Genomic DNA, 23,516 nt, shown 5'->3' with positions numbered 1-23,516 from the left:
AGGTCACTTTGCACCTCCTTGAGATGCGGCTCACACGCCTACTGTTGGTGAGGGGAAAACCAGTTCAACCAGCCAACGAAACGAACGGACGTCAACGATGACTGTGCCTACACTCTCCGGCCAGGCCCCGGACGGCGCGACCGGAACAGCGGCCCGTCCCGCCCTGGGCGCCCAGCTGCTGCGCCGCAAGCCCATCTCCCAGATGGTCAACGAGGCAGAAACCAACAATGGTGGTCCCCGCCTGGTCCGCAGTTTCGGTGTCCTGCAGCTGACCATGATCTCCGTAGGGGCAACCCTCGGCACAGGTATCCTGGTGATCCTGGGCGAATCCGTTCCGCTCGCCGGGCCCGCCATCTGGATTTCGTTCGCGATCGCAGGCCTGGCAGCGCTGCTGTCCGCGGTGTCCTACGCGGAGATGGCCGGATTGGTGCCCGTCGCCGGCTCCAGCTATTCCTACACGTACGCCACCATGGGCGAGGGGATGGCCTGGATCTGCGGCTGGTGCCTGGTGCTGGAGTACGCAGTGTCTGTGGCGGCTGTGGCCGTGGGGGCCGGACAATACGTCAATGAAACGCTGGCCGTTTTCGGCTCCGTCCTCCCCGATGCAGTGTCCCAACCGCCCGGCGACGGCGGTGTGGTCAATGTCCCGGCCATGGTCATCGTGGTGCTTTCAACCATCCTGCTGGTGCGCGGTGCCAAGGAGAGCGCCTGGATCAACACCTCCATCGTGGTGGTGAAGGTGGGCATCCTGCTGTTCTTCTGCGCCGTGGCCTTCACCGCCTTCAATGCGGGCAACTTTGAACCCCTGCTGCCCATGGGCGCCGCAGGCGTCTCGGCCGCAGCCTCCCGCGTCTTCTTCTCCTACATCGGCTTCGACGCCGCCTCCACGGCGGGTGAGGAAGCGCGGAACCCGAAGCGCGACCTGCCCAAGGCGATCATGTTGTCCATGCTGATTGTCACCACCATCTACGTCCTGGTGGCCGTCGCCGCCATCGGCGCCAGGCCGTGGGGCTGGTTCGACGGAACCGAGGCCGCCCTGGTCAAGATTCTTGAGGAAACCACCGGCCAGCCCTGGATCGCACTTGTCTTCGCGGTGGGCGCAGTCCTGGCCATCGCCAGCATCGTCCTGACGGTTCTCTACGGGCAGACGCGGATCCTGCTGTCGATGTCCCGTGACGGACTCATCCCCAAGGTCTTCGGCCGCGTTTCCCGCCGCACCGGCACTCCGGTCGCCGGGACGCTCCTGGTAGGGGTCGCCGTCGCGCTGACTGCAGGGCTGGTTCCGTTGGGTGCGCTCGCCGACGCCACCAGCATCGGCACCCTGTTTGCGTTCGCTTTGGTGAACGTCGCTGTCATCTACCTCCGCCGCACCCGGCCGGAGCTGGAGCGGACCTTCCGTGTGCCCCTCTTCCCGCTCACGCCCATCCTCGGCGCGGCAATGTGCGCCTACCTCATGGCCAACCTCGGGACCGACACCTGGGTGGTCTTCGCCCTCTGGATGCTCGTGGGCGTGGCCGCCTACTTCGGCTACGGACGCCGGAACTCACGGGTGGCCGCCCTCAGCAACGAGGAATACCGCGAGCTGTCCGGACCACAACTCTCACCCCAGCAAACCCCCTAACCGACGAAGGCAGAACTTCCATGACCATCGCCACCGAACTGCCGGCCTCAGACCCGTCCAGCACCTCAGCCACTTCCGATGCAGCGCCAGGCGGCGCGGACGCAGGTCCCATCACCATGCTGAACCCGGACTTCCCGTTCAGTTACGACCACTACCTCGCCCACCCGGACGGCCTGGGGACTGTGCCGCCCGAACTGCTGGGGACGGAAGTTGCCGTCATCGGAGCAGGCCTTTCCGGCCTGGTCACCGCCTATGAGCTGATGAAGCTGGGGTTGCGGCCCGTGGTTTACGAGGCTGACCGGATCGGCGGCCGCCTGCGCACCGCCTCGTTCCCCGCGGCGCCCGGCGTGGTGGCGGACCTCGGGGGGATGCGCTTCCCGGAATCCGGCAAGGCGTTCTACCACTACGTGGACCTGCTGGGCCTGGAAACCGATGAGTTCCCCAACCCACTGTCCCCGGCCACCTCCAGTACCGTGATCGAGCTGGCGGGCCAGAAACACTACGCGGAAAAACCGGGCGACCTTCCGCCGTTCTTCCGGGAAGTGGCGGACGCGTGGAAGGCAGCCGTTAACGACGGTGCCGCGTTCGCTGAGATGCAGGCCGCGATCCGGTCCCGGGACACGGGCCGGATCAAGGAGCTGTGGAACGAACTGCTGCCACTGATGGACGAGCAGACCTTCTACGGCTTCATCGCGGCCAGCGAGTCGTTTAAGAAGGCCGGGTTCGCGCACCGGGAAGCCTTTGGCCAGGTGGGCTTCGGCACCGGTGGCTGGGACACCGACTTCCCCAACTCCATCCTGGAGATCCTCCGGGTGGTCTACACGGACGCGGATGACCAGCACCGGCTTATCCGCGGGGGAGCCCAGCGGCTGCCCGAGGCACTCTGGCAGCACGCGCCGTCGGGCATGGCGCACTGGCCGGAAGGAACCTCACTGTCGTCACTGCACTCCGGTTCGCCGCGGGGCGCGGTGGGCAGGATCAGCCGCGATGCGGACGGAAACCTGCGGATCCGCGAACGCTGGGGGCGCGAAGCCAGCTACCCGGCCGTGGTAACCACCTGCCAGTCCTGGCTGCTGTCCACCCGCATCCACACCGAGGAGGCCCTGTTCCCGGCCGAACTGTGGACGGCCATCGAGCGCTCGCACTATATGCAGTCCTCAAAGACGTTTGTGATGGTGGACCGGCCCTTCTGGAAGGACATCGATCCGGACACCGGCAACGAGGTCCTCTCGATGACGCTCACGGACCGGCTCAACCGCGCCACGTACCTGCTGGACAACGGGCCGGACCAGCCCGCCGTTATCCTGCTCTCCTATACCTGGAACGACGACGCACTGAAATGGCTGGCGCTGGACGCGGACGAGCGCGTGGAGCTGATGCTGCATTCGCTCGAGCAGATCTACCCCGGAGTGGACATCGCCGGCCACATCGTGGGCCAGCCCATCACCGTGTCCTGGGAGGCCGATCCCAACTTCATGGGCGCCTTCAAGGCCAACCTGCCGGGGCACTACCGCTACCAGCAGCGGCTGTTTACGCACTTCAAGCAGGATGCCCTGCCGGAATCGCAGCGGGGGATCTTCCTCGCCGGCGACGACGTTTCCTTCACCGCGGGCTGGGCAGAAGGCGCCGTCACTACCGGGCTGAACGCGGTGTGGGGCGTGGTCAACCATCTGGGCGGCTCCTCGGCCCCGAGCAACCCCGGGCCGGGTGACCTCCTGGACGAGATCGGCCCGATAAGCCTGGATTAGCCGTGCATTGCCCGGTGCGCCTGGGCCAGCTCGATGTAGCGGGCGGCGTTGGCCCGGACGCCGTCGTACTCCTCATCGGTGAGTTCGCGGCGGACCTTGCCCGGGACGCCCGCCACCAGTGAGCGCGGCGGGACAACGGTACCCTCCAGGACCACGGCGCCGGCAGCCACAAGCGAGCCGGCGCCGATCACCGCCCCGTTAAGGATGGTGGCGCCCATGCCGACCAGGCAGTCGTCCTCCACAGTGCAGCCATGCACGACGGCGGCGTGCCCCACGCTGACCCGTTCGCCCACCGTGCAGGGAAAGCCGGGGTCCGCGTGGAGTACTACGTTGTCCTGCAGGTTGCTGCCCGCCCCCACCGAGATGGCGGCGGTGTCAGCACGGACGGAGACTCCGTAGAAGGCGCTGGAGTCCTCGGCCATGCTGGCGCTGCCGATGATGGAGGCCGTGGGTGCAACAAACGCGGATTCATGGACGGCAGGGGTGTTCCCGGCGAAGGGATAAAGAGGAGCCATGGGCCAAGCCTAGGACATCAGGGGGAGCGGAGGACCAGGAACTGGTAGTGCTGCGTCCAGTCGCCGCAGCCGGGTCCGGAATCTGTGCCGGTACCCTCGGGCCAGGTGAGAAAGTCTTCGACGGCACCGTGGCGCCCAAAGACTTCCCGGACCGTTGCGTCGGTGCGCCTGCAGAAAAAGCGGGGCACGACGTCGTCCTCCGGGCTCAGTTCCTCTTCATCGTTTCCGGACCACAGGCCGACGGCGATCAACGCGCCCGGCGCGCACACCCGCACCAGCTCTGCCAGGACCGCGTCCAGGTCCCTGGCGGGAATGTGCAGCAAAGTACTCATGCACCACATTGCCGGGAATGAGCCGTCCGGAACGGCAGGCTCCGGGCGCTCGCAACCGATACATCCAGCCCCCTGGCCCGGGCACCCCGGACCTGCCCCTCCGCGAGGTCCACGCCCGTGTAATGGATGCCCGCCTGCACGAACTGCAACCCGTCCGGACCGGTTCCGGCTCCAATCTCCAGGACTGAGTGCCGCCCTTCGGACTTCAGCAGTGCGATGAATCGGCGGCGCTGCTCAACCCGGTGGCGCGACGGCGGATGATCGGCGCCGGACGCGGCCCACCGGTTATAGAAATCGGCAAGGCGGCGCTCGCCGTCCTCCGCTCCCGCTTCCATCGCGCCTCCCCGAGGCTCAGCCCGGTCAGTTAAACACGGTCAGTTAAAGACCACAGTCCGGTTGCCGTCCAGCAGGACCCGGTGCTCCGCGTGCCACTGCACCGCCTGGACCAGGGTGCGGCCTTCCACGTCCCGGCCCATCTGAACGAACTGCTCCGGCGTCCGGGCATGGTCCACCCGGATGACTTCCTGCTCGATGATGGGGCCCTCATCCAGTGCCGCCGTCACGTAATGGGCAGTGGCGCCGATCAGCTTCACACCGCGTGCATGGGCCTGGTGGTACGGCTTGGCGCCCTTGAACGACGGCAGGAAGGAGTGGTGGATGTTGATGGCCTTGCCGGTGAGCTCGGTGCAGAGCTCGTCGGAAAGGATCTGCATGTAGCGGGCCAAAACCGTCAGTTCGATATCGTGCTCAGCCATGATGGCGCGCAGCTTGTCTTCCGCCTGCGCCTTGGTGTCCTTAGTGACGGGAATGTGGTGGAACGGAATTCCGTAAAACTCGGCCAATCCCGCCAGGTCCTGGTGGTTGGACACAATGGCGGGGATCTCGATGGGCAGCGTTCCGGACCGCTGCTGGAACAGCAGGTCGTTAAGGCAGTGGGCCGAGGTGCTGGCCATCACCAGGGTCCGTACCTTCTGCCCCACGCCGTTGAGGCTCCACTGCATGCCGAAGGCCTCCGTTACGGGCTCCAAAGCTGCCCGGAGTTCCGACGCAGCAGCCGGCGTCGTCACCTCAACCCGCATAAAGAAGTTGCCTGTGGCCGGGCTGCCGTACTGCTGCGAATCCGTAATATTGCATCCCGCCACCAGCAGGGCTCCGGTCACCGCATGAACGATTCCCGGGCGGTCCGGGCAGGACAGGGTTACTACGTACGCTTGGTTCAGCTGCTCTTCAATCACGCCTACAAGCCTACCCGCGCAGCGGCGCCCGGATTTGGTAGGCTGGGAGCGTCGCAACTGGCGTTGGGTGGCTAACCACCAGGGAGCGGCAATCACGAAGACCACGGATCGTACGCCTGGGCCGAGGGTCATGTCTTGCCGGAATTGGGGCTGCACCTGCGTCAGTACTGCAGCGCCATCATCCTGCGCTTTCACGCCCTGTCATCAAGTGTGTGAAAGTGCGCCAGCCGGTAGCCTGACCTAAGCAGTGCCCGTATCCCTAGCCAGGAGTTCTTCGTGACTACTACAGCCACCTCAACAACCGCCGTCAGCAATCAGCCGCTGGCTGAGCTCGACCCCGAAATCGCAGCAGTCCTGGACCAGGAACTCGGCCGCCAGCGCGGCACCCTGGAGATGATTGCCTCCGAAAACTTCGCCCCCCGCGCCGTGATGGAAGCCCAGGGCTCCGTCCTGACCAACAAGTACGCCGAGGGCTACCCGGGCCGCCGCTACTACGGCGGCTGCGAATACGTTGACGTCGCAGAGCAGCTGGCCATCGACCGGGTCAAGGCCCTCTTCGGCGCCGAGTACGCCAACGTCCAGCCGCACTCCGGTGCCCAGGCCAACGCAGCCGCCCTGTCCGCGATGATCACTCCCGGCGACAAAATCCTCGGCCTGTCCCTGGCCCACGGCGGCCACCTCACCCACGGCATGAAGCTGAACTTCTCCGGCAAGCTCTACAACGTGGCTGCCTACCAGGTGGAGGAAGACAACTTCCGCGTGGACATGGACAAGCTCCGCGAGCAGGCCATCGCCGAGAAGCCCCAGGTGATCATCGCCGGCTGGTCCGCCTACCCGCGCCACCTGGACTTCGCTGCCTTCCGCTCCATCGCCGATGAGGTGGGTGCGCTGCTCTGGACCGACATGGCGCACTTCGCCGGCCTGGTTGCCGCCGGACTGCACCCGAGCCCGGTGCCGTACTCCGACGTCGTCACCTCCACCGTGCACAAGACCCTCGCCGGTCCGCGCTCCGGCGTAATCCTGGCGAAGCAGGAGTGGGCCAAGAAGCTGAACTCCAACGTCTTCCCGGGCCAGCAGGGCGGCCCGCTGATGCACGTCATCGCAGCCAAGGCCGTGGCCTTCAAGATCGCCGGCACCGAGGAATTCAAGGAGCGCCAGGAGCGCGTCCTCGAAGGTGCGAAGATCATCGCCGACCGCCTCAACCAGGCCGACGTCGCCGAAGCCGGCGTCTCCGTCCTCACCGGCGGCACCGACGTGCACCTGGTCCTCGTTGACCTGCGCAACTCCCAGCTGGACGGCCAGCAGGCCGAAGACCTCCTGCACTCCGTGGGCATCACGGTCAACCGGAACGCTGTTCCGTTCGACCCCCGCCCGCCGATGGTCACCTCCGGCCTGCGCATCGGCACCCCGGCCCTGGCCACCCGCGGCTTCGGCGCCGGCGAGTTCACCGAGGTGGCAGAGATCATCGCCACCGCGCTGAAGGCCGGCAACGCCGCAGACGTCGAGGCCCTGCAGGCCCGCGTGGACAAGCTCGCCGCCGACTTCCCGCTGTACCCGCAGCACGAGCAGTGGTGACCCATGACTGAGACCAGACAGACCGCGAAGATCCTTGATGGCAGGGCGGCCGCTGCGGCCATCAAGTCCGAGCTCACCGAGCGGGTCGCGGAACTGAAATCCCAGGGTGTTACCCCCGGCATTGCCACCGTGCTCGTTGGCGCGGATCCTGCCTCGCAGCTGTATGTGTCCATGAAGCACAAGCAGTCTGTGGAGATCGGGATGAACTCGATCCAGCACGAGCTCCCGGCGGATGCCACCCAGGCCCAGGTGGAGGCCCTCATTGATGAACTTAATGCGGACCCCGCCTGCCACGGCTACATTGTTCAGCTGCCGCTGCCCAAGCATCTGGACACCGATGCCATCCTTGAGCGCATCGACCCCGCCAAGGATGCCGACGGCCTGCACCCCACCAACCTTGGTCGGCTGGTGCTCAACGTCAGCGGGGAGATCACCTCACCGCTGCCGTGCACGCCCCGCGGCGTCATCGAGCTCTTGGAGCGCAACGGTTACAGCCTCGCCGGCAAGCATGTCGTGGTGGTTGGCCGCGGCGTGACGATCGGCCGCTCCATCGGGCTGCTGCTCACCCGGCGGGCCGTGAACGCCACAGTGACCCTGACGCACACCGGTACCGAGAATCTTTCGGACCTGTTGCGGCAGGCGGACGTCATCGTGGGCGCGGCGGGTGCCAAGCACATCGTCAAGGCTGCGGACGTGAAGCCGGGCGCGGCCGTGCTCGACGTCGGCGTCACCCGCGAGACCGACCCCGAGACGGGCAAGAGCAAGGTCCACGGTGACATTGAACCCGCCGCTGCCGAGGTAGCCGGCTGGATCTCGCCGAACCCCGGGGGCGTGGGTCCCATGACCGTGGCGCTGCTGATGACCAACGTTGTCGAAGCCGCTGAACGCCAGGCGGGAATCGCCCGGTAGTTTCTTTCTTTCTTGGAGTCCGACGGCGGCCCGCCCCTTGCGCACGAGGAGCGGGCCGCCGTCGGACTTTAAGCACTTAACTGAAAGTTCCCTTCCACCTGCCGGCCAGCTCTACTAGTCTGCGGAGGGTGCATAACAAAGCCACCGCGTCCTCCGGCGCCGCTGCGGGCGCCGTCCAGCCCGCCGAAGAGCCCCACACCGAACCCCGCCGGATCGTCATCACGGCAGAAAACCTGACCAAGACCTACGGCGACGTTGCCGCCGTGGACGGCATTTCCTTCAGCGTCCCTGCCGGAGAATCCTTCGGCCTGCTGGGGCCCAATGGTGCCGGCAAGTCCACCACCATGAAGATGATCGGCGGAGTTACCAGGCGTACTTCCGGCGAGCTGCACATCATGGGCCTGGACCCGGACCTGCACGGGCCGGAGGTGCGGGCACACCTGGGGGTGGTGCCGCAGCAGGACAACCTGGACGAGGAACTGCGGGTCCGCGACAACCTCCTCGTGTACGGCCGGTACTTCGGCCTGCCCATGAGCTACCTGAAGCCAAAGGCTGACGAACTGCTGGAGTTCGCCCAGTTGACGGACAAGGCAAAGTCCAAGGTGGATGCGCTGTCCGGCGGCATGAAGCGGCGGTTGACCATCGCCCGTTCGCTGATCAACGAACCCCGGATCCTGCTGCTGGACGAACCCACCACCGGGCTTGATCCCCAGGCGCGGCACATCCTCTGGGACCGCCTTTTCCGGCTCAAGGAGCAAGGCGTCACACTGATCCTGACCACGCACTACATGGACGAGGCCGAGCAGTTGTGCGACAGGCTAATCGTGGTGGACAAGGGCCGGATCATGGCCGAGGGGTCCCCGGCGCAACTGATCCGCGAGCATTCCACGCGGGAGGTGGTTGAGCTGCGCTTCGGCTCCGAACGAAACACCACCATCGCCGCGGAACTGGAGGGCATCGGGGAGCGCCTGGAGGTCCTGCCGGACCGGGTGCTGATTTACGCCCACGACGGCGAGGCGGCCCTTGAGCAGGTAGCGTCCCGCGGCCTGCGGCCGCTGACCTCGCTGGTACGGAGGTCCTCGCTGGAAGATGTGTTCCTCCGGCTGACCGGCAGGAGCCTCGTTGAGTGAGCAGGCGGGGTTGAGCCCGGACGCGGGCCTCGCTGGGAAGGCGGACCTGGCGGAGGCGCCTGCACGGGCGCACAGCCCCGAAGTAGCTGCCGCCAAGGCCAGGCGTTGGGGTGCCTTCTACTATGCCGAGCAGGTGCTCCGGGTGATGAAGGGGTACAGCTGGTCCATCATCATGTACAGCGTGGGCCACCCGGTGGCCTACCTGTTTGCCATGGGCGTGGGCCTGGCAACGCTGGTTGACTCGCAGGGCGCTGGAGCCTTCGGGGGAGTGGGCTACGTGACGTTCGTGGCGCCGGCGCTGCTGGTCTCCGCGGCAGTTATGACCGCCGCGAACGAATTCACCTTCCCCGTTATGGACGGCTTCAAGTGGCGCCGGACCTACTACGGGCCGCACGCCTCGCCGCTGACGCCCCAGCAGATCGCGGCTGGCCACATCATGGCGGTGACCCTGCGCTTCCTGCTGCAGTCCGCCGTCTATTTTGCGGCTGTTGCACTTTTTGGTGCGGCGCCGGGCGGCTGGGGCTGGGTGACCATCCTGGTGGCCACGCTGGCGGGGCTCGCCTTTGGGCTGCCGTTGATGGCGTACTCCGCGTCGATCACTGAGGACAAGGGCCAGTTTGCCCTGGTGATGCGCTTCATCGTGATGCCGCTGTTCCTGTTCTCCGGCACGTTTTTCCCCCTGGACAGCCTCCCGCTGGCGGTGCGCTGGATCGGGTGGATCTCACCCATCTGGCACGGTACGGAGCTGGGCCGGGTCTTCAGCTACGGATACCAGGAACATCCGCTGCTGACCGTCCTGCACGTTGTGGTGTTAGTGGGCTTGGCCGTGCTGGGCTGGGTCCTGACCCGGAAACAGTTTGCCGCAAGGATGGGCCGATGAGTGCCGGGCTGCCCGTGACAAGCGCAACGGACGCTGCCCGCAACAGGAGCTTCGGGCCGCTGTATTCGCGCAACGCCAGGGCTGTGATTTCCCGTGGGCTGCTCGCCACGAAGAGCACCAACTGGCTGGTTATGCTCTCCGGATTCTTTGAACCGGTGCTGTTCCTGATCTCCATGGGAGTGGGGCTGGGCGCGATTGTGGGTTCAGTGCAGGGTCCAGGTGGCGGGGAGATCAGTTACGCCGCCTACATCGCCCCGGCATTGCTGGCTGTCTCCGCGATGAACGGGGCCGTTTACGACTCCACCTGGAACGTGTTTTTCAAAATGAACTTCGCGAAGCTGTACCAGGGCATGCTGTACACGTCACTGGGGCCGCTGGACGTTGCCCTGGGGGAGATCTTCCTCGCCCTCCTGCGCGGACTGCTCTACGCCATGGGGTTCACGGCAGTGATGGGTGTTATGGGTTTGATCACCACGCCCTGGGCGCTTCTGATGATCCCGGCGTCGGTGCTGATCGCCTTCGGGTTCGCCAGCATAGGGATGGGGATTACCAGCTTCCTAAAGACCTTCCAGCAGATGGACTGGATCAACTTCATTATGCTGCCCATGTTCCTGTTCAGCGCCACGTTCTACCCGCTCAGCGTGTACCCGCAGGCCATTCAGTGGCTCATCCAGGCCATGCCGCTGTGGCACGGGGTGGAACTGCTGCGCCAGATCAGCGTGGGCACGTTCACGGCTGCCACTCCGATCCACATCGGCTACTACCTGGTGATGACGGCGTTGGGAATGCTGCTCACCACCGCGCGGCTGCGGCAGCTCTTCCTGAAGTAGCACCATCCCAACCAGGTAGCAGTAAGTGTCGTTTTGAGGGGGCAAAGCGACCCTTAGCGCTACCTGGTTGGGTGGCGAGGGGGGTGTTCGCCCGGGGTGGAAGGCGGCGGGAGCATACTCCGGCGTTTGAGAGAATGGGTGCATGCAATCTTTGGGCAGCTCCAGGTCATCCTCCAAACCCGCCAGGGGCGGATTCTCCATGTTCCGCATCAGCGGGCCGGGACTGATGGTCCTCGTTACCGCGTTCGTTGTGGCCGTCATCTTCGCGGCCAACCAGAACGACGTCGTCGGCTGGGTTGTTGCCGTCATCGCCGCCTTCTGGCTCGCCCTCGCCTGCTTTGTTGTCTTCAGCATCCAGAAGGCAGCCAAAAAGGCGGGAGCCAAGCTGACTGAAGCCCAGAATGCCTTCACCACAGCTGCGGGACGTGGCCCCTACGCTACCGCCGACCAAGGCGGCACCCGTGTGGTTGCAGAGCGCAGCCAGGCGGACGAAGTCCGGGACCTCAAACTGGACCACTCCTTCAAAATCGTCCAGGTGCAGATCCGCGTGGTGGAGGAGGAGCGCGCCAAGGGCGCTGCAGCAAGCCAGGACACCATCAACCGGGCGCTGGAAACCATCGAGATCACAGCCACGAATGCCAGGGACATGATCAAGTCCTCCGGCGGCAGCGGAGAGCCGGTCACCGGAACCATCATCGACTAGAGTGGAGCGGGTGATCTCGGCATTGAAGAAGGACCACCTTCGCATCGCATCCGTTAATGTCAACGGCCTTCGGGCCGCCTACAAAAACGGCATGGCGGCGTGGCTTGAACCGCGCGAAGTGGACATCCTCTGCCTGCAGGAAGTCCGCGCCCCCGACGCCATCGTCCGGCAGTTGCTGGGCGAAGGCTGGCACATCCTGCACGCCGAGGCGGAAGCCAAGGGCCGCGCCGGCGTCGCGATTGCTTCGCGCGAAGAACCCCTGGCAACCCGGAACGGCATCGGCGACGATTACTTCGCCACCGCCGGCCGGTGGGTGGAGGCCGATTTCCGGTTTGCCGATGCAGCCGGACACCCTGTCCAGCTCACCGTGGCGAGCGCCTACGTCCACTCCGGTGAGGTAGGCACACCCAAGCAGGACGACAAGTTCCGGTTCCTGGATGCCATGAGCACCCGCCTCCCGGAACTGACCAAGCACAGCGACCATGCCCTGGTGGTGGGCGACCTCAACGTGGCCCACACGCCCCTGGACATCCGGAACTCGAAGGGCAACCTCAAGAAAGCGGGCCACCTGCCGGAGGAACGTGCCTACTTCGACCGGTTTTTCGGGGAGGACATTGGCTGGCAGGATGTCCACCGCAACCTCTCGGGCGAGGTTGACGGTCCGTATACGTGGTGGTCCCAGCGCGGGAAGGCGTTCGACAACGACACCGGCTGGCGCATCGACTACCACCTGGCCACCCCGGCACTGGCTTCGGCCGCCATCTCGGCGGTTGTGGACCGGGCGGCCTCGTGGGACACCCGCTTTTCCGACCATGCCCCGCTGGTAGTGGACTACCAGCTCTGAGCCCCGAAGGTTTCCTCCCCATGACTAGCCAGACTTCCCCGGCAACCAAGAAGCGCATCCTCTCCGGCGCCAAGCCCACCGCCGATTCCCTGCATCTGGGCAACTACATCGGTGCCGTCCGCAACTGGGTGGACATGCAGGCGGAGTACGACGCCGTCTTCTTCATCCCGGACCTGCACGCCATCACCGTGGACTTTGATCCCACTGAGCTGGCCAGGCGCACCCGCATCGTGGCCGCCCAGTACATTGCCGCCGGCATCGACCCGGACAAGAGCATCTTCTTCGTCCAGTCCCACGTCCCGGAGCACGCGCAGCTGGCCTGGGCCTTGAACTGCATCACTGGATTCGGTGAGGCCTCCCGCATGACCCAGTTCAAGGACAAGACCCAGAAGTCCGGCGCCGACGCCGCCACCCTCGGGCTCTTCGCCTACCCCACGCTCATGGCTGCGGACATCCTGCTGTACCAGACCGACCTTGTGCCGGTGGGGGAGGACCAGCGCCAGCACCTGGAGCTGACGCGGAACCTGGCCCAGCGCTTCAACACCAGGTTCGGCCCCACGTTCACCGTTCCGGAAGCCACCATCGTCAAGGAACGCGCAAAGATCTACGATCTCCAGAACCCCAGCGCCAAGATGTCCAAGACCGGCGAATCACCCAACGGGGCCATCCAACTGCTGGAGGATCCCAAGATCGCAGCCAAGCGCATCAAGTCCGCAGTGACCGATGCCGGCACCGAAATCCGGTTCGACTCCGAGGAAAAGCCCGGCGTTTCGAACCTGCTGACCATCTACTCGTCCCTGACCGGAAAATCGGTGGCAGAACTCGAAGCCGAGTACCAGGGCAAGATGTATGGCCACTTGAAGGTGGACCTTGCAGAGGTGGTGGTGGAGTTCGTCACGCCGCTGCGTGACCGCACCAACGAGCTGATGGATGACCCCGCGGAACTGGACCGGCTGCTGGCGCAGGGCGCGGAGCGTGCCCGCGAAATCGCGTCGGTAACCCTCGGCCAGGTTTACGAGCGTATGGGCTTCCTCCCGTCCTTCTCCCTCGCAGGAGTCCGCTAGCGCCATGCCATCCAGCAAAGTCACCGCGAGGGAAGGCTCCCGCTCCACTCAGGTGGCGGGAATGTCCGGTAACCCCCAAGGCGACCCAGCGGTGGCCACCGGCAGGCAGGATGCCGCTGCGCCCCGTACGGAAAACGTCAGCGTGGGCGTCATCCTGGGATTTCCGCCGGAAGTCGCTGGCGAGCTGCAGCGCTGGCGGGCTTCGTTCGGCGACCCGCTCGCGGATGTGGTTCCGGCCCATATCACGTTGGTGACCACCACCCCTACCCAGGACTGGGAAGCCACCCGGGAGCATGTGCGGGAAGTGGCCCGCCGCCAGAGACCGTTTATGGTCACCATTGCCGGGACCGGGACGTTCCGTCCGGTTTCGCCAGTGGTGTTCATCAATGTGGAGGACGGCTTCACGGACTGCGTTAACCTGCACGAAAAGCTCCAGCAGGGTCCGCTCCAGCGGGAGCTGCCTTTCGCTTACCACCCGCATGTCACCATCGCCCACGATGTGACCCCGGAAAGCCTCGATGAAGCCGAAACGGTGCTGAAAAACTACAGGGCCACCTTCCCCGTGGTTAGCATGGGACTTTACGAGCACGATGCTGACGGCATCTGGCAGCTACGGGAAGAGCTGGACTTTGGGACCGAAACTGACAACGACGGCACCCGATCCGCGGACACAGCCGGATCGGGCGGGACAACAGCCGCTTCCCACTGACCATGCGCACCTGAAGTTAGCCGTCATCCAGAAGCGGATGGAGTGGAACAGGGCGCGCAGATCCGGAAACGGGCTGCTGGGCGGCCTGACGGCCATGGTCCAGTGGCTGCTGGCCCGCATCAACTCGCTTCGGCCCATGCGTGCCTTTCGGCATTACACCCTCCAGCACGGCCCGCTCATGAGTGCCGGCATCGGTTTCAACATGTTCTTCTCAATTACCGGCCTCCTCGCTACAGGCTTTTCCATCGCCGGCCTTGTCCTGAGGGGGCAGCCCGCGCTGCTGGAGACCATCATCAGCAGCGTTTCCCAAAGCGCGCCCGGCCTTCTGAAAGTCAATGGGGGTGAGGGCCTGGTTGACCCGCAGGATTTGCTGGACCCCGACGGGCTGGGGTGGACGGCGGCCATCGCTGCGGCTGTAACGGTGTTCACGTCGCTGCGGTGGATTGCCAGCCTGCGGGACGGGCTTCGAGGCGTGTTGGAGCTGCCCCCGTCATTGGTTAATCCCCTCCTGCTGAAGTTGCGCGACGCCGGTATCCTGCTTCTTCTGGGGGTAGCCTTGGTGATCAGCGCGGGAGCTTCCCTTGTCTTTGGGACGGCAGCCGGCTGGGTTACCGACTTCCTGCGGCTGGACGAGGCTGTGGCGGGCCCGTTGACCACGTCCATCAAGATTGCCGTACCCCTTGTGCTGAGCTGGGCCACGGCCCTCATCATGTTCCGGCTGGCGGGCGGGTTGAAACTGTCCCGCAGGGCGCTCCTGGAAGGCACTATCCTGGCCGCAGTGGGCACCACGGTACTCCAAATCTTCAGCACTGAGCTACTCGCCGGCGCTGGCCGCAACCCGATCCTGGCACCCTTTGCCATCATCATCGGCCTGCTGATCTGGTTCAACCTGGTGAGCCAGGTGTACCTCGTGGCAGCAGGCTGGGCGGCGATCCGTGAGGCAGATTTGGGCACCCAGTCCAGCGGTCATGAGAAAGGCACGTGGGGCGCGCGGCAAGTCCAGCCGGGTAAAGTGCCAGTCCAGCCAAAGCACACAGAGGGGGGCACCCAGACCATTGCCCGCGCCGCTATTGCCCGGCGCCGAGGCGCCGGCCGGCAGAAGCAGTAGTCGGCGCGGCCAAAGCAGGGGCTGCCACAACATTTGGGGATCTTAGGGTGCTGCCACCAGTCCTTCCCACTTCACGGTCCAGTCAGGCGGGAAGCCCGGGGCATTCCGGTCCGGTCCGTTGTCCCACCCCGCCGCCATCAGTGCTGCGGCGGCGAGCAGCCCGCCGTTGCCGGGCAGGTACAGCGGCAGGGAGTCTGTTTGGCGGTTATGTCCGTTGGGCAGTACCCGGTTCTTCCCGGCGTCGAGCAGAAGCGCGTTGACAGCAGCCTCCGGGTCCTCAAGTCGGGCGGCAGTCATTGCCATGACAGGGTAGTCCCAGCCCCAGGTACTGCCCCAGTCCCAGTCAGCAAGGACATCGGCGAGCGTTGCCCGCATAATGGCCTCGTCGATCAGGTCTGTCTTGGGCACGACGCCGAGGGCACAGAGCATTGAGGGGTGGTCCGTCCTGATGGTGAACGGTTCCACGTCGATGGCGGCGTAAACACCACCGGCCACGCGTGGCTTTACCAGACCATCGGCCACCCTCCGCCAGGCTCCGACAGGTTCGAGCCCCAACCGTTCCCGCCACACGGATGCAGTCCGAAGGGCCCACTGCCAATACGCCAACTCGAAGGTGGGATTGGTGACGGACGCCCGGATGGAGCCATAGCTCTCCTGTGCGGGAATCAGGGGCGGACCCAGTTCAAATCCGCGCGCTGTGGAATGCGCGAAGCTGGCCATAAAAGCAGCTGACTCGAAGACGATCTCCGCGAACTCCTCGAGCACCTCCCGGCCGGGATTGGAGCGGTATACGAGTTCGGCCAAATAGATGGGATGCGGCTGCTGCCAGATCAGGAAGGTCCCGATGGGACTGGGGCTTTCCCGCCCGTCCGGGCCTACCTGCTTTGGCCAGCGCGCGCCGTCGAAACCCTGCGTCCTGGCAGTCTGCCGGGAGGTCTCCAACACTGTGGAGTACCACCGCAACGACGGAAGCAGGAGGCCCACACGGTTCCAGAGCGCAAAGTGCGCGGCATGCCACCAGTGCATTTCCAGGTGGAAGCGGCCTCGCCACGAATTGCATACGAGCCCTGTTTCCTGTGGGGGCATGGAGCCCGAACAGTTGACCGCGGTCAGGTACTGCGAAAGAACGATCCGGCGCTCGAGTTCCTTGGCTCGCGGATCATCCGTCGCATCGAGCTCGATTGCCCCGCCCGAGGTCCAGAACCGAGGCCAGTACGCCTCCGAGGCGGCGGCCACGCTGCTGCCGGCCTCAAGGCTGTTGTGCTGTGAAAGGCCGACGGCGCCCCGGCCTGATGCAGCATTGCCCGGCTTTGTTGCCGGCATGGTCACGTCCTTGTCGCCTCGCGGGACGCAATCGCCGTCCCCGGCCGAGATGAAGGCAAGACTGCAGTCAAGGACATCCGGACGGTCCCGTACGCCGTTGTCGGGCGTTATCCGGAGGTGGTGCTGCCCGGTCTGTTCCACCTTGATCCGGCGTCCGGTGATCAGCACCTGGTAGCGGGAGTTGTCCAACTCGCGGCGGACGGTCCAGCAGGTGGAACCGGCGTGCTGTTGGGAGCCCGTGGGTTCGCCGAGACTGGTGGTGTGGGCGTCCGGGCTGTTCCAATCCGCGGCATCGTGCCACGCCTCCGAGCCGTAGGGAAAATCGATGCCAATCACTAAACCGTCACGGAGAGCGGGCGACTCCACGCGAAGCCCGAGTTCGTCGCGGTGGGGGTGGCATGCGGTGGTGACAGTGACCGGGTGGCCGGCAAGAGTGAAGCGGCTGGTTACTACGCCGGTCCACAGGTCGAGTGTTTGTTCGGTGTCGGTGACATCAGCTTCGGTGACGGCGCGTTCTGTCCCGGCCTCGACCAGCCTGAAGCCGATGCGTCCCAGATCCAGGCGGTGCGGGTTGGCGCGCAGCCACGTTTCTGCAAGGGAGGTGTCGGTTTCCCGGTCGTTGACGATGTCGCCCACCATGTCCACATATGGCACCGGCCCGCGCGGCGAGTCGTAGAGGACCGTGGAGTCCGCCACGTCATACTCTTGCGCCGGGAGGGTGGCATGCCACCCCCATTGGGCCTGCGTGCCAAGAAGCGTTCCTGGCGGAAGTTCCTCCCTCGAGCCCACTGGGTAGGCGTCCGGCAGCGATTGAAGCCCGGTCAGATCCATGGTGAAAGCGAACTCGCCGTTGCCCACGGACACGGGGCTTGTTGGGTCAAAGGCCAGCTGGCGGACATTGTGACGCCGGACGAGTTCTTCCCTCTTGATCATGCCGCCTGTGGCGGCGCCGGGGGAAGGGAGAACCGGGGGAGTATCGGTGGTTTGGCTGTGCAATGTGCACGCCCTCCTGAAGGAAGAGACGTAAGAAAGCGTTTTCTGAGTTCCATCCTTGTAGCGGCCCAAGCCCCTGTCAAGCCTCGGGCCGGTACGGGTCGGCCAGTTCCGGTGTCGATTCGAGCACGACTGTGTCCTCGAGCTCCCGAAGGGCATAAAACGAAGCTCTTTCGTGGGGGCTGGTATTCGGCTGGTGCAAAGTCAGGAAGAGTCCACCATCCAAGGTGCGGGCAATCATGCCATGGCCACCATCCGTGCTCCAGAGCGGTTCGGCTTCCTGGGTTCAGGGGCCCAGTACTGTCCCGGACGCACTGCGTGCAATGCCCATGGCGTATCCGTGATCGCCGAAGCTTGACCACAGCATGAGCAGCTTGCCGCTGCTGAGCCTGAAGAGGTAGGGGCCATCGGTGACGTAGGCAGGGTGGGCTAGGTGCTTTGTCGAGGGAACGCAAGGGGTGTGACCATGGGGCATCCGACGCGTTGAACAGCAATGTTGTAGTTCCCACTGCGCTGCGGAGGTCGGGCGTCAGGCGCTGGGCCATGATCGCGCCGTCGTGGATCTGCTTCCATTCATGGCAAAAGACCATCCAAGGTACTCCTTCCCCGTCCACGTGGAGCGTCCCGTCCAGGCAATGCCAGTTCGATGGGGTGACGGGGCCGTCGCTCCAAGGCGTGTAGGGCCCCGCCGGGAGGTCGGCTGAAAGTATCTGTGTGCCGCGGAAATGGCCTGGCGCCGTAAAGGTCGCAAACATAAAGTACCGCCCTTGGTAGGCATGCACTTCCGGCGCCCAGTACTGCTCCTGGCTCCAGAAGTGCGGTGGCGGCCGGAAGCTTGGAAGGGGCCCCTCCCAACGGACCAAGTCCGTGCTCCGGTAGCAGTCGAAGCCGGTAGCAGGCCCGGACCAGATGTTCTGGTCTGTGCTGCCGAACAGAAGATACTCCCCGGCGTCAGGGAGTGTGAGGACGAAGGGGTCCCGGATCGGTATCTCGCTGAGTTGCAGTGCCATGCCGTCCATTCTGTGCAATCCCGAGGCCGCAGCCCCCGGCGGAGTGACCTATTGACCCTTGATCCGGGTCTTGATACGTTTCAGGAAACCGTTTTCTTCTCGGGAAAGAAGCTTACCGAATGGCGCGTAATGTCCTCAGGAACGTTCGCAAATCCGTCGCAATGCTCTCAGTCGTGGGGATGCTGAGCCTCACAGCAGCTTGTTCCAGTCCGTCCAACCAGGCGCAGGACAGCCCTGTTGAAATTCGCTTCTCGTGGTGGGGTAACGAGGGACGCGCCCAGCTGACCAACAAAGCCATCGCGGAATTTGAGGCCGCCAACCCGAACATCAAGGTGAAGCCGGAGTATGGCGACATCAGTGGCTATTTTGACAAGCTTGCCACGCAGGTGGCGGCCAATGATGCCCCAGACGTCATCACCATGGGCGGCGCGTATCCGGCGGAATATGCCAACCGGGGGGCATTGCTGGATCTGTCGAAGGTCAGCGGCTCACTGGACTTGTCAAACATGGACCAGGGAGCGCTCGAGAACGGCCAGGTCCAAGGCACACAATATGGTGTGTCCACCGGTGCCAATGCACTCGCTATTGTCGCGAACCCCGCCGTCTTCAAGGCGGCCGGCGTTGAACTTCCCGATGACAGCAAGTGGAGTTGGGACGACTTCGCGAGAACCGCTGCCGACGTGACGGCCAAGAGCCCCAAAGGAACCTACGGCACGGCAACGGTCCTCACGCACGATTCGCTGGACGCCTTCGCCCGCCAGCAGGGAGAATCGCTGTACACCGAGGACGGCCAGCTCGGCCTGGGCAAGGGAACGGTGCAGGACTACTTCGAATACTCGCTGAAGCTGAGCGAGTCGGGGGCGGCGCCGAATGCTTCCGAGACCGTGGAGAAGCTCAATGTCAGCACTGAGCAGACCCTGATGGGGATGGGCCAGGCAGGCATGATGCTTACGTGGAGCAACTCCTTGTCCGCCCTCAGTAAGGCCTCAGGCGCTGACCTGAAGTTGCTTAAGCTCCCCGGCGAGACGCCCACTCCCGGAATTTGGCTCCAGTCCTCGCAGTTCTACACCATCTCCGCACGCAGCCAGCACACCGATGCTGCGGCCAAACTGGTGAACTTCCTGGTGAACAATGAGTCCGCAGCCAAGATCATCCAGAGCGACCGCGGTGTACCCAGCAACTCCGACATGCGTTCCACGATCCAGGATCTGCTGACGCCGCAGGGCAAGGTGGAAGCCGAGTACATTGACCAGATCGGCAAGATGGACTTTGCCCCTACCTACATTGGGCCCACCGGATCAACGGCGGTTTCGGAAATCACTGCCCGCATCAACACTGATGTCCTGTTCAAGCGGCTTTCACCCGAAAAAGCGGCGGAGCAGTGGATCAGCGAAAGCAAAGCTGCCATCGGGAAGTAGGAGAAGCCGCAAAGGCGGAACCGCGCCGGCAGCGGCGGCCGGCGGCGTCAGGAAGGGTTTCCGGCGTCGAGGTACTGGTCGGCCCAGGCAGCGATGATCCGGGCGGCCCGCGCGGCTTGGCCCTTTCCGGTCAGGAGGTGGTCGCTGCCTTCGAGGGACACGAAGTTCCGCGGGTGGCGGGCTGTCTGGAAGATGGTGCTGGCGTTCTCGATTCCCACGGTGTTGTCCGTGGGGGAGTGGAGCACCATGAGCGGCTTGTGCAGTTGCTTGATGCAGTCCGTCAGGTCGGCATTCTCGAGGTCCTCAACAAAATGCTTGCGGATCTCCACCCGTTTTCCGCCGAGGTCCACCTCGGCCGAGCCTTCGCTCAGGATTTTGTCCAGCGCAGCGTCGAAGACATGCGCCACGTGCTTGGGTGAGAAGGGTGCCCCAACGGTAGCGACGGCGTCGAGCTCGGGGATCTCCCGCGCTGCAGCCAGCACCGCGGCTCCGCCGAAGGAATGGCCCACCAGCAGGGATATTTGCTTGCCCTCGCTGCGCATAAACTCCGCCGCCTTCACCGTGTCCGCCACCTTGTGGCTGAAGGAACCCGCGGACCACTCACCGGCGGAGCCGCCCAGGCCCAGATTGTCGAACCGGAGCATGCCGACGCCGCTGTCCGCCAGCGCCTTGCACATCCGCGAGGCGGAGGGCGCGTCCTTTCCGAGCGTGAACCCGTGGGAGAAAACGCCCCAACCCTTAATCGGGCCCTCCGGGACGTCGATGATGCCGGAGAGCATCTCGCCGGTGGAACCTGCGAAGGAAACTTTTTCAGAGCGGGACACGGCGTCCCCTTTCGTTTGGTACGAATGGCTGTGGGCCCACGCCCGCCGGGTTCCCTGGCCGAGCTCAGGGGGCGGGTGGGGAGAAACGACGACGGCGCTGTCCCCCCTCGCGTGGGGGACAGCGCCGTCGTCCGCTAAATCCTAAGTCAGATCTTGCGGGAGAGAATGGCCTGCTTGACCTCTTGGATGGCCTGGGTGACCTGGATGCCGCGGGGGCATGCTTCGGAGCAGTTGAAGGTGGTGCGGCAGCGCCACACGCCTTCCTTGTCGTTGAGGATCTCCAGGCGCATGTCGCCTGCGTCGTCGCGTGAATCGAAGATGAAACGGTGCGCGTTGACGATTGCTGCCGGCCCGAAGTACTGGCCGTCCGTCCAAAACACCGGACAGGACGAGGTGCAGGCGGCGCAGAGGATGCACTTCGTGGTGTCGTCGAAGCGCTCACGGTCCTCGGCGGACTGAAGGCGTTCCCGGGTGGGCTCGTGGCCCTTGTTGATGAGGAACGGCATAACCTCGCGGTAGGACTGGAAGAACGGCTCCATGTCCACAATGAGGTCCTTCTCCACCGGCAGGCCCTTGATGGGCTCGACGGTGATGGGCTTGGAGGTGTCCAGGTCCTTCAGGAGCGTCTTGCAGGCGAGGCGGTTGCGGCCGTTGATGCGCATGGCATCGGACCCGCAGACGCCGTGGGCGCAGGAGCGGCGGAACGAGAGGCTGCCGTCGGTTTCCCACTTGACCTTGTGCAGGGCGTCGAGGACACGGTCGGTGCCGTACATGGTGAGGTGGAAGTCATCCCACGTGGCCTCCTCGGAAACTTCCGGGTTGTACCGGCGCACCCGCAGGTGCACGTCGAACGTGGGGATTTCGCCGCCCCCGCCGACACCGGCAGGCAGTTCAATCTTTGAGGCTGGCTCAGCGATTTCAGCGGTCATATTAATACTTCCTCACCATCGGCTCGTAGCGGGTAAAGACAACCGGCTTGGTGGCCAGGCGGATGCCGGCGATTGATTCTGCCGATCCGTCCGCCGGGGCGTGGTCGTCCTTGTACGCCATGGAGTGCTTCATAAATTTTTCGTCGTTGCGTTCCGGGAAGTCTTCGCGGAAGTGTCCCCCGCGGGATTCCTCGCGGTGCAGGGCCGCCACGGTCATCACCTTGGCCAGTTCCAGCAGGAAGCCCAGTTCCACGGCCTCGAGCAGGTCAAGGTTGAAACGCTTGCCCTTGTCCTGGACATTGATGCGCTTGTAGCGCTCCTCGAAGGATGCGATGTCGCGCAGCACTTGGTTCAGGGTCTCCGCGGTGCGGAACACCTGCATGTTGGCGTCCATGGTGTCCTGCAGTTCCTTGCGGATCACAGCCACCTTCTCATCACCGGTGCCGTTGCGGGCAATGTCCAGCAACTCAGTGGTGTAGGCGATGGGGTTCTCCGGCAGCTCCACGAAGTCAGCCGTCCTGGCGTACTCTGCCGCAGCGATACCGGCACGCTTGCCGAAGACGTTGATGTCAAGCAGCGAGTTGGTGCCCAAACGGTTGGAACCGTGGACGGAGACGCATGCGACCTCGCCGGCTGCGTATAGGCCGGGGACCACTGTGTCGTTGTCCTGCAGGACTTCGGTGGTGATGTTGGTGGGGATGCCGCCCATGGCGTAGTGCGCGGTCGGGAACACGGGGACGGGCTCCGTGTAGGGCTCAACGCCCAGGTAGGTGCGGGCGAACTCCGTGATGTCCGGGAGCTTCGCATCGATGTGTGCGGGCTCCAGGTGCGTGAGGTCCAGGAGGACGTAGTCCTTGTTCGGGCCGCAGCCGCGGCCTTCGCGGACCTCGTTGGCCATGGAACGGGCCACGATGTCACGGGGCGCCAGGTCCTTGATGGTGGGGGCGTAGCGCTCCATGAACCGCTCACCCTCGGAGTTGCGCAGGATGGCGCCTTCGCCGCGGGCGGCCTCGGAAAGGAGGATGCCCAGGCCGGCCAGACCGGTCGGGTGGAACTGGAAGAACTCCATGTCCTCCAAGGGGATGCCGCGGCGGAACGCGATGCCCATGCCGTCACCGGTGAGGGTGTGGGCGTTGGAGGTGGTCTTGAAGACCTTGCCGGCGCCGCCGGAGGCGAACACTACCGACTTGGCCTGGAACACGTGGAGCTCGCCTGACGCGAGGTCGTAGGAGACCACGCCGGCAACGCGCTTCTGCTTGTACGGGGTGCCGTCCTCGCGGACCGCATCCTCTTCGACCGTCAGGAGGTCCAGCACGTAGTACTCGTTGTAGAACTCGACGTTGTGCTTGACGCAGTTTTGGTACAGGGTCTGCAGGATCATGTGGCCGGTGCGGTCAGCGGCGTAGCATGCACGGCGGACGGGAGCTTTGCCGTGGTCGCGGGTGTGGCCGCCGAACCGGCGCTGGTCAATCCGTCCTTCCGGCGTGCGGTTGAACGGCAGGCCCATCTTCTCCAGGTCCAGTACGGCGTCGATGGCCTCTTTGGCCATGACCTCTGCCGCGTCCTGGTCAACCAGGTAGTCGCCGCCCTTGACGGTGTCGAACGTGTGCCATTCCCAGTTGTCTTCCTCGACGTTGGCAAGGGCTGCACACATGCCACCCTGCGCCGCACCCGTGTGCGAGCGGGTGGGGTAGAGCTTGGTCAGTACTGCTGTGCGGGCGCGTTGACCGGACTCGATCGCGGCGCGCATGCCAGCGCCACCGGCACCGACGATGACGACGTCGTACTTATGGACCTGCATACCAGACGCTCTTTC

22 protein-coding genes, 1 pseudogene and 1 riboswitch are annotated in these 23,516 nt (G+C 64.8%); of the genes and pseudogenes, 13 read left to right on the top strand and 10 right to left on the bottom strand.

Going from position 1 to position 23,516, the window contains the following annotated elements; all coding sequences use genetic code 11:
• Nucleotides 1–97 precede the first annotated feature (97 nt).
• On the top strand, nt 98–1,621 hold the full coding sequence (locus AC5RV1_RS03490) for an amino acid permease (RefSeq protein WP_493993542.1): 1,524 nt from the start codon (nt 98–100) through the stop codon (nt 1,619–1,621).
• A 20-nt stretch (nt 1,622–1,641) separates the two neighbouring features.
• Nucleotides 1,642–3,369 (top strand): flavin monoamine oxidase family protein, encoded by a 1,728-nt coding sequence (locus AC5RV1_RS03485; protein ID WP_493993541.1) that lies wholly within the window; start codon nt 1,642–1,644, stop codon nt 3,367–3,369.
• On the opposite strand, the gene AC5RV1_RS03480 is transcribed toward AC5RV1_RS03485, so the two are convergent.
• The 4 genes from AC5RV1_RS03480 to purU are packed head-to-tail and all read right to left on the bottom strand — an operon-like array spanning nt 3,366 to nt 5,451.
• The gene (locus AC5RV1_RS03480) at nt 3,366–3,884 is read right to left on the bottom strand and encodes a gamma carbonic anhydrase family protein (RefSeq protein ID WP_493993540.1); all 519 of its coding nucleotides are present in this window, start codon (nt 3,882–3,884) and stop codon (nt 3,366–3,368) included. The genes AC5RV1_RS03485 and AC5RV1_RS03480 overlap by 4 nt on opposite strands.
• Before the next feature lie 17 nt (nt 3,885–3,901).
• The gene (locus AC5RV1_RS03475) at nt 3,902–4,216 is read right to left on the bottom strand and encodes a hypothetical protein (protein ID WP_493993539.1); all 315 of its coding nucleotides are present in this window, start codon (nt 4,214–4,216) and stop codon (nt 3,902–3,904) included.
• The gene (locus tag AC5RV1_RS03470; protein WP_493993538.1) at nt 4,213–4,551 is read right to left on the bottom strand and encodes a class I SAM-dependent methyltransferase; all 339 of its coding nucleotides are present in this window, start codon (nt 4,549–4,551) and stop codon (nt 4,213–4,215) included. Before AC5RV1_RS03470 ends, AC5RV1_RS03475 begins: the two co-directional genes overlap by 4 nt.
• 39 nt (nt 4,552–4,590) lie before the next feature.
• On the bottom strand, nt 4,591–5,451 hold the full coding sequence (purU, locus tag AC5RV1_RS03465) for a formyltetrahydrofolate deformylase (RefSeq protein ID WP_493947492.1): 861 nt from the start codon (nt 5,449–5,451) through the stop codon (nt 4,591–4,593).
• Nucleotides 5,452–5,494: 43 nt separating this feature from the next.
• A riboswitch (ZMP/ZTP riboswitch) is annotated at nt 5,495–5,580 on the top strand.
• Between the two features lie 147 nt (nt 5,581–5,727).
• Between purU and glyA the strand changes: the two genes are divergently transcribed.
• From glyA to AC5RV1_RS03415, 10 genes are all read left to right on the top strand, one after another.
• Nucleotides 5,728–7,026 (top strand): serine hydroxymethyltransferase, encoded by a 1,299-nt coding sequence (glyA, locus tag AC5RV1_RS03460; protein ID WP_493947491.1) that lies wholly within the window; start codon nt 5,728–5,730, stop codon nt 7,024–7,026.
• Between the two features lie 3 nt (nt 7,027–7,029).
• Nucleotides 7,030–7,935: a bifunctional methylenetetrahydrofolate dehydrogenase/methenyltetrahydrofolate cyclohydrolase gene (locus tag AC5RV1_RS03455; protein WP_493993537.1), complete on the top strand. Its 906-nt coding sequence runs from the start codon at nt 7,030–7,032 to the stop codon at nt 7,933–7,935.
• A 128-nt stretch (nt 7,936–8,063) separates the two neighbouring features.
• Nucleotides 8,064–9,065 (top strand): ABC transporter ATP-binding protein, encoded by a 1,002-nt coding sequence (locus AC5RV1_RS03450; RefSeq protein WP_493993536.1) that lies wholly within the window; start codon nt 8,064–8,066, stop codon nt 9,063–9,065.
• Between the two features lie 10 nt (nt 9,066–9,075).
• Nucleotides 9,076–9,945: an ABC transporter permease gene (locus AC5RV1_RS03445; protein WP_493993613.1), complete on the top strand. Its 870-nt coding sequence runs from the start codon at nt 9,076–9,078 to the stop codon at nt 9,943–9,945.
• On the top strand, nt 9,942–10,775 hold the full coding sequence (locus AC5RV1_RS03440) for an ABC transporter permease (RefSeq protein WP_493993535.1): 834 nt from the start codon (nt 9,942–9,944) through the stop codon (nt 10,773–10,775). The genes AC5RV1_RS03445 and AC5RV1_RS03440 overlap by 4 nt, the downstream gene beginning before the upstream one ends.
• A 142-nt stretch (nt 10,776–10,917) precedes the next feature.
• Nucleotides 10,918–11,478 (top strand): hypothetical protein, encoded by a 561-nt coding sequence (locus tag AC5RV1_RS03435; protein WP_493993534.1) that lies wholly within the window; start codon nt 10,918–10,920, stop codon nt 11,476–11,478.
• A 10-nt stretch (nt 11,479–11,488) separates the two neighbouring features.
• A complete protein-coding gene (locus tag AC5RV1_RS03430; protein ID WP_493993533.1) occupies nt 11,489–12,322 on the top strand; it encodes an exodeoxyribonuclease III in 834 nt (277 codons plus the stop codon).
• Between the two features lie 20 nt (nt 12,323–12,342).
• Complete coding sequence (gene trpS, locus AC5RV1_RS03425) at nt 12,343–13,386, top strand: tryptophan--tRNA ligase (protein ID WP_430226581.1); 1,044 nt, start codon at nt 12,343–12,345, stop codon at nt 13,384–13,386.
• A 4-nt stretch (nt 13,387–13,390) separates the two neighbouring features.
• Complete coding sequence (locus AC5RV1_RS03420; RefSeq protein ID WP_493993532.1) at nt 13,391–14,095, top strand: 2'-5' RNA ligase family protein; 705 nt, start codon at nt 13,391–13,393, stop codon at nt 14,093–14,095.
• A gap of 37 nt (nt 14,096–14,132) precedes the next feature.
• Nucleotides 14,133–15,203, top strand: coding sequence for a YihY/virulence factor BrkB family protein (locus tag AC5RV1_RS03415; protein WP_493993531.1), 1,071 nt, complete (start codon nt 14,133–14,135; stop codon nt 15,201–15,203).
• Between the two features lie 42 nt (nt 15,204–15,245).
• Here AC5RV1_RS03415 and AC5RV1_RS03410 read toward each other — a convergent pair whose 3' ends face one another.
• From AC5RV1_RS03410 to AC5RV1_RS03400, 3 genes and pseudogenes are all read right to left on the bottom strand, one after another.
• A complete protein-coding gene (locus AC5RV1_RS03410; RefSeq protein ID WP_493993530.1) occupies nt 15,246–17,522 on the bottom strand; it encodes a hypothetical protein in 2,277 nt (758 codons plus the stop codon).
• Between the two features lie 76 nt (nt 17,523–17,598).
• Nucleotides 17,599–17,760 (bottom strand): hypothetical protein, encoded by a 162-nt coding sequence (locus AC5RV1_RS03405; protein WP_493993616.1) that lies wholly within the window; start codon nt 17,758–17,760, stop codon nt 17,599–17,601.
• Nucleotides 17,761–18,055: 295 nt separating this feature from the next.
• Nucleotides 18,056–18,529, bottom strand: a pseudogene (locus AC5RV1_RS03400) (family 43 glycosylhydrolase); the annotation flags it as partial.
• Nucleotides 18,530–18,648: 119 nt separating this feature from the next.
• Between AC5RV1_RS03400 and AC5RV1_RS03395 the strand changes: the two are divergent.
• Nucleotides 18,649–19,947, top strand: coding sequence for an ABC transporter substrate-binding protein (locus AC5RV1_RS03395; RefSeq protein WP_493993529.1), 1,299 nt, complete (start codon nt 18,649–18,651; stop codon nt 19,945–19,947).
• A 47-nt stretch (nt 19,948–19,994) separates the two neighbouring features.
• Here the strand turns inward: AC5RV1_RS03395 and AC5RV1_RS03390 are convergent, their stop codons facing one another.
• From AC5RV1_RS03390 to sdhA, 3 genes are all read right to left on the bottom strand, one after another.
• The gene (locus AC5RV1_RS03390) at nt 19,995–20,771 is read right to left on the bottom strand and encodes an alpha/beta hydrolase family protein (RefSeq protein ID WP_493947480.1); all 777 of its coding nucleotides are present in this window, start codon (nt 20,769–20,771) and stop codon (nt 19,995–19,997) included.
• A gap of 146 nt (nt 20,772–20,917) precedes the next feature.
• Complete coding sequence (locus AC5RV1_RS03385; RefSeq protein WP_493947479.1) at nt 20,918–21,700, bottom strand: succinate dehydrogenase iron-sulfur subunit; 783 nt, start codon at nt 21,698–21,700, stop codon at nt 20,918–20,920.
• Nucleotide 21,701: 1 nt separating this feature from the next.
• Nucleotides 21,702–23,501 (bottom strand): succinate dehydrogenase flavoprotein subunit, encoded by a 1,800-nt coding sequence (gene sdhA, locus AC5RV1_RS03380; protein WP_163164231.1) that lies wholly within the window; start codon nt 23,499–23,501, stop codon nt 21,702–21,704.
• Nucleotides 23,502–23,516: the final 15 nt, after the last annotated feature.

Source organism: Arthrobacter sp. Hb9-2, from assembly GCF_059091165.1.
Note: the sequence above shows the minus strand (reverse complement) of the source record. Positions and strands in the feature narration are given on the sequence as shown.